Source organism: Actinobacillus arthritidis (assembly GCF_029774155.1).
Taxonomy (GTDB): Bacteria; Pseudomonadota; Gammaproteobacteria; order Enterobacterales; family Pasteurellaceae; genus Actinobacillus; species Actinobacillus arthritidis.
Map to the genome: position 1 here is coordinate 2,115,395 of NZ_CP103833.1, position 11,896 is coordinate 2,127,290.

General features: G+C 38.5%; 13 protein-coding genes and 2 pseudogenes. 5 read left to right on the forward strand and 10 right to left on the reverse strand.

The features are described 5' to 3' along the window. Nucleotides 1-238: 238 nt before the first annotated feature. The 10 genes and pseudogenes from NYR89_RS10145 to NYR89_RS10190 form a co-directional block, all read right to left on the reverse strand. Nucleotides 239-3,111, reverse strand: a pseudogene (locus tag NYR89_RS10145) (valine--tRNA ligase). Nucleotides 3,112-3,132: 21 nt separating this feature from the next. Then, nucleotides 3,133-3,882 (reverse strand): hypothetical protein, encoded by a 750-nt coding sequence (locus NYR89_RS10150; protein WP_279445705.1) that lies wholly within the window; start codon nt 3,880-3,882, stop codon nt 3,133-3,135. Nucleotides 3,883-4,075: 193 nt separating this feature from the next. Next, a complete protein-coding gene (locus NYR89_RS10155; protein WP_279445706.1) occupies nt 4,076-4,216 on the reverse strand; it encodes a hypothetical protein in 141 nt (46 codons plus the stop codon). A gap of 66 nt (nt 4,217-4,282) precedes the next feature. Continuing rightward, on the reverse strand, nt 4,283-4,591 hold the full coding sequence (locus tag NYR89_RS10160) for a Fic family protein (protein WP_279445707.1): 309 nt from the start codon (nt 4,589-4,591) through the stop codon (nt 4,283-4,285). After that, nucleotides 4,588-5,022 (reverse strand): Fic family protein, encoded by a 435-nt coding sequence (locus NYR89_RS10165; protein ID WP_279445708.1) that lies wholly within the window; start codon nt 5,020-5,022, stop codon nt 4,588-4,590. The genes NYR89_RS10160 and NYR89_RS10165 overlap by 4 nt, the downstream gene beginning before the upstream one ends. A gap of 236 nt (nt 5,023-5,258) precedes the next feature. Continuing rightward, nucleotides 5,259-5,861 carry an ATPase gene (locus tag NYR89_RS10170; protein ID WP_279445710.1) on the reverse strand — a complete coding sequence of 201 codons (603 nt, stop codon included), beginning with the start codon at nt 5,859-5,861 and terminating at the stop codon, nt 5,259-5,261. Next, the gene (locus tag NYR89_RS10175; protein ID WP_279445711.1) at nt 5,845-6,021 is read right to left on the reverse strand and encodes a hypothetical protein; all 177 of its coding nucleotides are present in this window, start codon (nt 6,019-6,021) and stop codon (nt 5,845-5,847) included. Before NYR89_RS10175 ends, NYR89_RS10170 begins: the two co-directional genes overlap by 17 nt. A gap of 66 nt (nt 6,022-6,087) precedes the next feature. After that, nucleotides 6,088-6,438: a hypothetical protein gene (locus NYR89_RS10180; RefSeq protein WP_279445712.1), complete on the reverse strand. Its 351-nt coding sequence runs from the start codon at nt 6,436-6,438 to the stop codon at nt 6,088-6,090. Between the two features lie 82 nt (nt 6,439-6,520). Then, nucleotides 6,521-6,949 carry a GNAT family N-acetyltransferase gene (locus NYR89_RS10185; RefSeq protein ID WP_279445713.1) on the reverse strand — a complete coding sequence of 143 codons (429 nt, stop codon included), beginning with the start codon at nt 6,947-6,949 and terminating at the stop codon, nt 6,521-6,523. Then, the gene (locus NYR89_RS10190) at nt 6,950-7,387 is read right to left on the reverse strand and encodes a DNA polymerase III subunit chi (protein ID WP_279445714.1); all 438 of its coding nucleotides are present in this window, start codon (nt 7,385-7,387) and stop codon (nt 6,950-6,952) included. It lies immediately after the preceding gene. Between the two features lie 252 nt (nt 7,388-7,639). Between NYR89_RS10190 and lysM the strand changes: the two genes are divergently transcribed. The 5 genes and pseudogenes from lysM to gpsA all read left to right on the forward strand — a co-directional run bounded on the left by lysM (nt 7,640) and on the right by gpsA (nt 11,895). Continuing rightward, entirely contained in the window at nt 7,640-8,083 is a 444-nt protein-coding gene (gene lysM, locus NYR89_RS10195) for a peptidoglycan-binding protein LysM (RefSeq protein WP_279445715.1), read from the forward strand. Nucleotides 8,084-8,289: 206 nt separating this feature from the next. Continuing rightward, on the forward strand, nt 8,290-9,591 hold the full coding sequence (gene tig / locus NYR89_RS10200) for a trigger factor (RefSeq protein ID WP_279445716.1): 1,302 nt from the start codon (nt 8,290-8,292) through the stop codon (nt 9,589-9,591). Nucleotides 9,592-9,723: 132 nt separating this feature from the next. After that, entirely contained in the window at nt 9,724-10,173 is a 450-nt protein-coding gene (locus NYR89_RS10205) for a rhodanese-like domain-containing protein (RefSeq protein WP_279445717.1), read from the forward strand. 22 nt (nt 10,174-10,195) lie between these two features. Beyond that, complete coding sequence (secB, locus tag NYR89_RS10210) at nt 10,196-10,696, forward strand: protein-export chaperone SecB (RefSeq protein WP_279445718.1); 501 nt, start codon at nt 10,196-10,198, stop codon at nt 10,694-10,696. Nucleotides 10,697-10,886: 190 nt separating this feature from the next. Continuing rightward, nucleotides 10,887-11,895 (forward strand): annotated as a pseudogene (gpsA, locus tag NYR89_RS10215) (NAD(P)H-dependent glycerol-3-phosphate dehydrogenase). Nucleotide 11,896 lies beyond the last annotated feature (1 nt).

The window sequence follows — 11,896 nt, forward strand, 5'->3', positions numbered from 1 at the left end:
GACAACTAAGGCGACAGAAATAAAAGATGCGACAACAACTAAAGTTGAATCAGCGACCGAAGCTGTAAAAGAAAAAGCAACTGAAGTAAAACAAGCAGTTGAAACTAAATAATTCTTGCTAAGGTATCTCCAAACCAAAGCAAAAAAGCCCGCAAATTGCGGGCTTTCTTTTTAGGTAATGGATGTAATCCGATAAAAAAGCGGTCGAATTTGACCGCTTTTTTACTATTTACTTCGATTAAAGATTTTCAATCGCTTGGTATTGCGTTTGAAGTTTCTCTAAACCATTTTGGTACTCTTGCATTTTTTCTCGTTCTTTTGCGATTACCGCTTCCGGTGCTTTTGCCACAAAGGCTTCGTTGCTGAGTTTGTTTTCAATGCGAGTGATTTCACCACGCATTTTCTCGATCTCTTTGGTTAATCGAGCTAACTCTGCTTCTTTGTTGATAAAGCCAGCCATTGGGATTAGCACTTCCACGTTACCCACTAATTTCGCTACTGAAAGTGGTGCAGTTTCGTCCGCACTTAGTACTTGTACGCTATCTAACTTCGCCATTGCTTTTAACAAGCGGTCGTTTTCCGCAAGAATTTTGCGTTGCTCGTCAGATACGTTGCGAACAAGGAATTCTAAGCCTTTACTTGGGGCAATGTTGCTTTCCGCGCGAATGTTACGCACAGCAGTAATAACATCTCGTAACCAGTTGATTTCCGCAATAGCCTCATCATCCACTAAATTTTCATCAAATTTAGGGAAAGGCTGAACCATAATTGAGCTATTTTCAGGTAAATTCGCTACAAGTGCTACTTTTTGCCAAATTTCTTCTGTGATAAACGGCATAATTGGATGAGCTAAACGCAGTAATTTCTCTAATACATCAATTAACGTATCTCTTGCGCCATTTTTTTGTGTACAAGACCCATTTGCAAATACAGGTTTTGTCAGTTCTAAATACCAATCACAGAATTTATTCCAAGTAAAATCATACACTTCATTTGCGGCTAAGTCGAAGCGATATTGTCCTAGTGCATCTCTAAATCTTTTTACTGTATTATTAAACTCTGCTTGAATCCAACGATCAGCTAAAGAAAGTTCAAAACCATCTTTATCGCTAAGCTCCATACTTGTCACATTCATTAGCACATAGCGGCTCGCATTCCATAATTTATTACAGAAGTTGCGGTAGCCCTCTAAACGTTTCATATCCCAGTTGATATCACGACCGTTACTTGCTAATGCGGCTAAAGTGAAACGCAATGCGTCCGTACCGTGTGCGGCAATACCATTCTCAAACTCTTTGCGAGTCGCTTTAGCAATTTTTTCCGCCAGTTGCGGTTGCATCATATTACCAGTGCGTTTTTCGAGTAAATCTTCAAGGGAAATGCCATCAATCATATCGATTGGGTCAAGTACGTTCCCCTTCGATTTCGACATTTTTTGACCTTGCTCGTCACGAATCAAACCGGTTACATACACGGTTTTGAACGGAACTTGCGGTTTGCCGTTTTCATCTTTCACAAAGTGCATTGTGAACATAATCATACGTGCAACCCAGAAGAAGATGATGTCGAAACCAGTGATTAACACGTCAGTCGGGTGGAACATTTTTAGCTCTTTGGTTTGCTCCGGCCAACCTAAAGTTGAGAACGTCCACAAGCCTGATGAGAACCAAGTATCTAACACGTCTTCATCTTGGCGTAATGCAAGATCTGCCGGTAAGTTGTGTTTTTGACGCACTTCTTCTTCGTTGCGTGCTACATACACATTACCTGCTTCGTCATACCACGCAGGGATGCGATGTCCCCACCATAATTGGCGAGAGATACACCAGTCTTGAATATCACGCATCCAAGAGAAGTAAAGGTTTTCGTATTGTTTCGGTACGAATTGGATTTCGCCGTCTTCTACCGCTTTAGTTGCTACTTCCGCAAGTGGTTTCACGCTTACATACCATTGGTCGGTTAGCATTGGCTCAATTGGCACGCCACCACGGTCGCCGTAAGGTACTTTCAAATCGTGCGGTTTGATGTCGTCTAATAAGCCTAACGCTTCAAAATCCGCCACCACTTTTTTACGCGCGCGAAACGCTCTAAGCCTTGATAATCCGCAGGGATTTTCGCTTCATAAGTCGTTAGTGGTTTACCGTCTGTACCGATAATTTCCGCTTCCGCACGGATATCCGCATTCATCGTCATCACGTTTACCATTGGCAAGCCGTGGCGTTTACCTACTTCGTAGTCGTTGAAATCGTGTGCCGGGGTAATTTTTACTACACCAGTACCAAACTCACGATCAACGTATTCGTCCGCCACAATTGGGATTTCACGGTTTGCAAGCGGTAATACTACCGTTTTACCGATTAATGATTGATAACGCTCGTCTTCTGGGTGAACTGCCACTGCCGTATCGCCTAATACGGTTTCAGGACGAGTAGTCGCTACCACTAAGTAATCTTTGCCGTCTGCGGTTTTCGCACCATTTGCTAACGGATAACGGAAATGCCAAAGCGAGCCTTTACTCTCTTTGTTTTCCACTTCTAAATCTGAAATAGCCGTGTGAAGTTTTGGATCCCAGTTTACGAGGCGTTTACCACGATAAATCAAGCCTTCTTCGTGTAAGCGAACGAACACTTCTTTTACCGCATTCGATAAGCCTTCATCCATGGTGAAACGTTCACGATCCCAGTCGATTGAGTTGCCTAAACGACGCATTTGTTGGCTGATTGTGCCGCCTGAATAAGCTTTCCAATCCCAGATTTTGTTGATGAAAGCCTCACGCCCATAATCGTGACGAGTTTTGCCTTCTTCCGTCGCGATTTTACGCTCCACCACCATTTGGGTTGCGATACCCGCATGGTCTGTACCGGTTTGCCAAAGGGTATTGTTACCTTCCATACGGTTGAAACGGATTAATGTATCCATTAACGTTTGTTGGAAAGCGTGTCCCATATGCAATGAACCGGTTACATTTGGCGGTGGAATTGCGATACAGTAGCTTGGTGCATTAATATCTTCGCTCGGTTTAAAATAGCCTTGCGATTCCCAGTGTTGGTAGAGTGCTTGCTCTACGGCGGAAGGGTTAAAACGGTCTTCCATTGTGAATTGTTTGGTCATTGGTTTTTCTCTGTTAAAAATTTAACTTTTCTGATATGAATAAGGAATAATTGAAATTGCTATAAATTTATTCTCTAAATTAAAATTTGGTTCAACTAAACAACCCCATAATCGTATCTCACTCTTTATATCGAAATCTTCGAAATATAATGTATTCGCTCTACTCCATACGTCTGACTCAGATTCATTGGCAAATAAGAATAAGCAATGAGAATGGTTGTAGTGATTATCTTTGACTGCATTTATAGCATTGTCAATATTATATGTTTCTAAACTACTTTTTATATGTAGAGTTGATACTCCTCTACAAATCAAAAAATCAGCAATATCGTAAAAATCTGCTCTTGTACATAATGAATGAGAAGATGAAAATAGTAAAATTAACCATTTTATATATTCTTTAAATTGAATATCTTTATAATCTAGGTTAATGATATTGTATCTACTATTGTCATATAAAAATGAGTGTAACAATTCTGAGTTTCTATTAGTGTTGATTATAAAAATTCCATTGTGATTCGATTTTTCCCAGAGCGTGAAGCTGTTACCTATTCTACAAATATACTCACTTACTATCATTAAATCATCAGTAAAAATAATTTTAAAGCTATCTTTTGGTAATCTGTCTAATTCAGATACTGATGATAGAAAATAGTCCTCTGTGTTGGTTATTAGTTTATAATTCTTTTCAATTAAACTTTTTATATTTTCATTTGAATAACAAAAATATACCCTTTCAGGGTGGTCTGATTCTGGTATCGGTGTAAACATAATTTGTCCTATAAATTTTCCCCGATGATGCCTGTTTTTAACGAGAGCCTATTTATTTAAGCACCCGTCAGAGACGGGTGCTATCGTTTGCTATTTTACAAGCGGCCTGTTTTAAGAAGTTTTTTACAAAATTTTTCTTAAATCTAACCGCTTGTCACCCCACACGAGCCGTGTGGGGTATAGCTGAGCCACACTATGGCTCTTTTTTCTGAATTAAGGATTTAAAACTTTCTTGCTTTTCTTTTAGCGTATTACCTTGAATATCTAAATAACCAAGACCATTTGTTTTATCAATGATTTCTTTAATATATTCGGCATTTTCAGGTTTTGTCATTACACCCCCCTTTAAATTAAAGGTTTGAAAAATTTCTATAAGCTTTATCGCTTATACTCTCTATCTCTATGCCAAAATCGCCAAATACCTTTCCAACTCAGCTAATTCATATTGACTAATCAACTCAACTAAACTGCTTGTATCTTGCTGATTTCTATGGAAATCATCAAAACATTGGTAATAGTTTGCTCGATGAGTAAATTTAATATCAACAGGTAAATAGCCGTATTTTAATAATTCAAAGTTAATCAGTAATCGCCCAGTTCGTCCGTTGCCGTCAATAAACGGGTAAATATTTTCAAAGGCTAAATGTAGCAAACTGATTGCCTCTATAGGATGAAGTGCGGTCAGTTTTTGTTGATATTTTTCAATCAACGACGCATTTCTTCGGCAATTAAATAAGGTGCTGTCGGTTCATTTTCTGCCCCTAAAATTCGCACTGGAATTTTGCGATAAACACCTCGACTTTCCGCGTTATTCATTAAAACAAGCGAATGAATATCTTTAATTATTCGCTCTCTTAATGGTTCATTATTTGCTACTAATTCATAAATATAGTTAAACGCATCTTTAAAGCCTATAATATCCAAATGCTCCCGAAGCGGCTTTTCAGCAATTGTCATTCCTTTCTTTAAAATTAGCACCGTTTCTCGAAGAGTAATGCTATTACCCTCAATCGCATTAGAGTTATAAGAGCTACCAATAATAAATTCTTCACGCAAACGTGCAACTTCACTCGTAGAGAGTGGGCGGTGTTGGGCAAGTTGGTGCTTTAATTCATCGATTTTGGTAAGTTTCTGATTCATTTTTATATCTCAATGCCAATTTTCAAATCTCCCCCTGCCCTCTTTGCTAAAGAGGGGAGTTGTTTTGTAGTAATGTGGAGAACGTTATTCTTCCACTAAACCAGTCCCCTCTTTAGCAAAGAGGAGGTAGGGGAGATTTGTCCAACACCATATTCCAATGCGGTATGCTGTTTTTCCAGTAAATCGCCGAAACTGCTTAAAATTTCCAGCCCTAGCGGGACTGAACTATGTGTAACCTAGTACGGCTTTGCCGTGCTAGGACTTTCCAATGCTGTTTTAACTTCTTCACACCACTTCGGTAATTCATCAAGCCATTGTGTTAATTCATTTTCACTGATATGAAAAACTAAATTTGGGGCTTCGCCTGAATTATCATAGATAAACACTTCATCGCAAAGCGGTACGATTTTAATTAAATTTTGCAAACTGATGTCGTATCGATTTCGAATAGTTTCCTCATCAATAAAATGCCCGCCGCTTGCAACTCTCGCTTTTACTCGCTTGATGTTAATAGAAACACCATCAACACCAACATAATTTAACCGCACAAAAAAACCGTTTTCTTTCGCAGTTTTGATTCGTTGCAAAATGGAATTACCTGATAGGGTAGATTCCATAGAAAACGAAACTTGTTGGTTAACTGCAAATTTAAATAATTCAATCGCTTTTCTACCAGCTTGGCTATCCACTGCACGGGGATTTTCAGGGCTAATTTGCATTGCAATATGATCTGAATCGATCACAATCTGCACGGTATCTTTGTTAAAACCACGCAAGGTTGTTTTGCCAGCTCCATTTGTACCGCAATAAAAAATCGCTAGATTATTTTGCTTTTGCATATTCAATGACTATTTCTGTACCGTCTGGATAATGATCAACGATATCACCATTTGGACGTTTAAAGGTTAGCACCTCACGCTTTTTCTTATCGTCCATCCACGCTTTAAATTGAATTTGCAGTTGGCGTTGTTGTTCTCTAATTTGTTCCATTTTGGTCATTTTCTTTCTCCAAAATTTGTAGATTTTTGCGGAAATCTGACCGCTTGTACCCCGAAATCTAGCTCGCTATTTTAATTGCAGTAATGAACTATATTCCTCTTGCTCTGTTACGGTTTGTTGATAGAACCTTTGAATTTGTTCGGTCAGTTTATCCGAGAGTAAGATTTCTTGTTGTATATCGAGATATTTACGTTTGTCAGCATTGATATAGCAAGTAATCACCACGACATCACATTCAACTTTTGCACTCAACTGTAAGTTTTTATACACAATTCGCTGTTCGTTTAGGCATTTTTGTATATATTGTGCTAAATATTCACTCAGCTGTTGGCTAAATTGTTCAAACAGTTGGTAGTGATTAATATAATCGTGATAATTAATCTCGAAAATAGCTTCGCCATCAAAACGAAAATACATTTTTTCTTTGTCTGTATAGCGATATACACAGACTATAGCGACTAATAGCAGTATAACGGTAAGAAAGTAAAAAATATCCATTTTAACAACAAACCAACTGCATATCTAAATGTGGCATACCGTCTTCTAAGTATATATCCGAGATAGCCATAAAACCGAGTGATTCATAAAAAGATTGTAAATATGCCTGAGCCTGAATTTTGATTGGTTTAGCATAAGCTCTAGCAAATTCGACCGCTTGTAACATCAATTCACGAGCTAAACCTGAACCACGGTATTCTTTTGCTACCAAAACTCGACCGATTTTGACATAATCTTGATTAGGAATAATACGGGCATAAGCGGTTAGATTTTCACAATTTTTTGCAAACAAATGTGTAGCGATCAGATCTAAATCATCCACTTCTTGATAAGGACAATTTTGTTCTACCACAAAAACTTCAGTACGCAGTTTATAAATTTCAAATAATTCAAGCGTTGATAAGTCTGTAAATGTTTTATTAATCCACATTTATGCCTGTTCCGTTGTTAATTGCCAGCCTAGTTGACGATATTGCTTATAACGTTCTCGAGCTTGGGCTTTTTCTGCTTCATCTGATGGTACAAAATCAATAATCTGATTAAAACTATTGATAAAATCCGGCACGCTTGTTTGTAAGGAAATTAATAAATCTCGTCGTTGTGCATTGCGTTTTCCTTTCCAAGCAATTTCTATCGGCGTGGCATATTGCGTCACTTCGCCGGACAGATTATGTGGCACAAATGAGTCCGGATCTCTTGTCCATAAGGCTTCGTCAATATTCAAGGCCTGCTGTTCGGTTTCACAAGCAATAAGTACCCGTTTTCCTAAACGCCACGCATTAGCGGCTAAATCGCACGCCATTGCTTCAGTAGCGGAAAGAGTTTCCTGCCCTGTCTGACTCAATAGGTAAAATTTAACTTGTTTCATTGACCAGCCTTGAAGAGAGAAGAATACAAAAGAGTAAGATTTTATCTGAAAATGAAGAAAATTTGAAATGTAAGCGGTCAGTTTTATTGGTTTTTTCACACTTTCATTCAAAATAATACTGATTTTTATCATTCCTGAGAATTGAACTTATTTTTTCAATGTATATCTAACGCAACGATTCGGCTATTTCAATCATCAAGTAATGATGTAAAATATAGCTTCTATCAAACCTAAATTTTAGAGGACTTTACTATGGGTTTATTTGATTTTGCGGCGAATATCGGCAAAAAACTTTTTAACAAAGAAGAAGAGGCATCACAAGCGGTAACGGAACATTTAAACGAAGATAATCCGGGCGTTGAAAATGTACAAGTAACCGTTGAAAACGGTGTGGCGAATTTAACTGGTATTGCGGCAACAGCGGCAGCGGTTGAAAAAGCGGTATTAATGGCAGGTAATATCGAAGGGATTTCAGAAGTGAAAATCGACGGAGTTGAGATTGCTAACGGTGAACAAATTGCCGGTGACGATGAATTTTATGTGATCGAAAAAGGCGATACGTTATGGGAAATCGCAACTAAAGCATACGGTAACGGAGCAAAATATAAAGCGATCGTTGAAGCAAATAAAGAAGTGATCAAAGACGAAAACAAAATCTTCCCGGGTCAAAAAATCCGTATTCCTAAAGGTTTATAATCTTTTAGGAAAGAAGGCGTAACGCTCGTTATTATAAAAAATCAGTAAAATTGCCCCGCTTGTTCGGCAAATTTTACTGATTTTTTCATTTCTGTACCGTCATTTGGCGATGTTCTGCTCAATATTCCTCGACAGCCCATTGACATAACGTTACAATGGAAGTCTATTTTTATATCTTTTATATACCCCCAACTTGAGGTTTAAGAATGTCAATTTCTATTGAAACTTTAGAAGGCTTACAACGCCGCGTAACTATTACTGTAGCCGCAGATAAAATCGAAGCGACTTATAAAGAACAATTAAAAGGCTATGCGAAAAACGCTCGTGTAGATGGCTTCCGTAAAGGTAAAGTACCACACGCAATTATCGAACAACGTTTCGGTTTAGCGGCTCGCCAAGATGTATTATCTGATGAAATGCAACGTGCATTCTTTGATGCAGTAATCGCTGAGAAAATCAACCTTGCAGGTCGTCCTACATTCACTCCTAACAACTACCAACCAGGCCAAGAATTTAGCTTCACAGCAACGTTTGAAGTATTCCCGGAAGTTGAATTAAAAGGTTTAGAAAACATCGAAGTTGAAAAACCGGTTGTAGAAATCACAGAAGCTGATTTAGACAAAATGATCGATGTTTTACGTAAACAACAAGCGACTTGGGTTGAATCACAAGAAGTCGCAAAAGCGGAAGACCGTGTTGTAATCGACTTCGTTGGTTCTGTTGACGGTGAAGAGTTTGAAGGCGGTAAAGCGACAGACTTCACTTTAGCAATGGGTCAAGGTCGTATGATCCCTGGTTTTGAAGAAGGTATCGTTGGTCACAAAGCTGGCGAACAATTCGATATCGATGTTACTTTCCCTGAAGAATATCACGCTGAAAACTTAAAAGGTAAAGCGGCGAAATTCGCAATCACCCTTAAGAAAGTAGAAAACATCGTATTACCTGAATTAACAGAAGAATTCGTGAAAAAATTCGGTTCAGCAAAAACTGTAGAAGATTTACGTGCAGAAATTAAGAAAAATATGCAACGTGAACTTAAAAATGCAGTAACTGCACGTGTTAAAAACCAAGTAATCAACGGTCTAATCGCACAAAACGAAATTGAAGTACCGGTCGCAGCAGTAGCGGAAGAAGTTGATGTATTACGTCGTCAAGCGGTTCAACGTTTCGGTGGTAAACCGGAAATGGTCGCACAATTACCGGCAGAATTATTCGAAGCGGATGCAAAACGTCGTGTTCAAGTAGGTTTATTACTTTCAACTGTAATCGGTACTAACGAATTAAAAGTTGATGAAAAACGTGTTGAAGAAACGATTGCAGAAATCGCTTCAGCTTACGAACAACCGGCAGAAGTTGTTGCTCACTACGCGAAAAACCGTCAATTAACAGAAAATATCCGTAACGTGGTATTAGAAGAACAAGCGGTTGAAGCAGTACTTGCAAAAGCGAAAGTAACTGAAAAAGCAACCTCTTTCGATGAAGTAATGGCTCAACAAGCTCAGGGCTAATTCTCAAATACAAAGCTCTCCGTTTTGGAGGGCTTTTAATTAGCATTTTATAAGCGGTTGATTTTAGAAAAAAATTTGCAAAAATTTCTCTAAAAGTAACCGCTTTTATTTTAATTTAAAGAGAATTTAGTTATGGATTTAACCTTTACTCAACAACTTCAACAATTTGTTAGCGCTCACCCGATTCTGATTTTTGCATGGATTGCGGTGTTTGTTGCAGTATTATTTAGCCTCTATAAAGGCGCTACCAGTAAATTTAAAACAATCGAACACGCACAGGCGACCCAACTTGTGAACAAAGAAGAGGGGGTATTCCTCGATTTACGTTCAGAAGATGAGTTCCGTGCGGGTCATATCGTAGATAGCCACCATATTCTGCCTAGCGAAATTAAAGCTAAAAATATTCATACTATCGATAAATATAAAGATCGTCCGGTAATTTTAGTCGATAGCAATGGTTTTTCGGCTGGATCAAGTGCAGATTTACTTGCAAAACAAGGCTTTAGCAAAGTATATGTGTTAAAAGAAGGTATTTTAGGCTGGCGTTCGGCAAATCTTCCAACCGTTAAAAAACATAAATAATTGGGTCAATTAAGGAAATATTATGTCTGAAGAAAATCAAGCAATTGTTCAAGAAGAAGAGCAAGCACAATTCGAACTTCAAATTCAACGTATTTATATCAAAGACGTTTCATTTGAAGCACCGAATTTACCAACTATTTTTCATCAAGAGTGGAAACCGCAATTAGGCTTTGAGCTTGATACTGAAACTAAACAATTAGATGAAGATCTTTATGAAGTGGTTTTACATATTAATGTTTCAACCACATTAGAAGACAGTGGTGATACCGCATTTATTTGCGAAGTAAAACAAGCGGGTGTCTTCACTATCAAAGGTTTAGAAGGTATTCAATTAGCACATTGTTTAGCATCACAATGTCCTAATGTGCTTTATCCCTACGCTCGCGAGTTAATCGCTAGCTTAGTGAACCGTGGTACATTCCCAGCATTGAATTTATCACCAGTAAACTTCGATGCACTGTTTATGGATTACTTACAACGCCAAGAAGCAGAGCAAAACGCAGAAGCACCAACAGTAAACTAATCTTTTTAAAGGTATGCGAGATCTGATCTGCATACCTTTTCTTTTTATTTCCTTTCAAACTAAAATTTGCATAGCTTGAATGAACCGCAATTGACGGATTTATATCAAGTGGTATATTGAGCCTTTCTATTTTTATCAGCCGATTGAATACCGATCTTAAAATCTTTCATCTTAAAGGATAATACTATTAATGAGTGAAATGTATTCCGCACCCGTTACGGTTTTAGGTGCAGGTTCTTATGGTACGGCACTTGCAATTGCACTTGCCCGTAATGGTCATAAAACCTATTTATGGGGACATCATCCAGATAAAATGGCAGTTTTAGCTACTGAGCGTATGAATAATGCCTTTTTACCGGGTATTGAATTTCCTGAATCCTTAGACATTGAAAGTGATTTGACAGAGGCTCTAGCAAAAGCACAGGATATCTTAATTGTAGTGCCAAGCCATGTATTTGCTGATGTATTAATGCAAATTCGTCCCTTATTGAATGCCCATCATCGTATTATGTGGGCAACGAAAGGGCTGGAACGTAATACCGGAAGATTATTACAAACGGTTGCCGAAGAAATTCTGGGTAGTCAGTATCCGCTAGCGGTGCTTTCCGGGCCCACTTTTGCAAAAGAGTTAGCACAAGGTTTACCGACTGCCATCGCTTTAGCTTCAAATGACAAGCAATTTGCAGATGAAATGCGAGCGTATCCATTGTGCTAAGGCTTTCCGTGTTTATTTGAATAGCGATATGATTGGCGTACAATTAGGCGGTGCAATTAAGAATGTGATTGCCATTGGAGCTGGTATTTCTGATGGGATGGGCTTTGGTGCAAATGCACGAACGGCACTTATCGCCCGTGGTGTAGCTGAAATTAGCCGTTTAGGTACATCATTGGGTGCAAATGCCAATACTTTTATGGGAATGGCGGGACTAGGCGATTTAGTGTTAACTTGTACCGATAATCAATCACGCAACCGACGTTTTGGTTTAATGCTCGGGCAAGGTAAATCTGCTGAAGAAGCTATGGCAGAAATTGGGCAAGTGGTTGAAGGCTTCTATAATACGAAAGAGGCTTATTTATTGGCTCAAACCCAAGGGGTTGAAATGCCGATTGTCGAACAGATCTACCAGATGTTATTCTGTGGTAAAAATGCACATGATGTTGTTGCAACTTTATTAGGGCGTGAACGCAAAGGCGAATAAA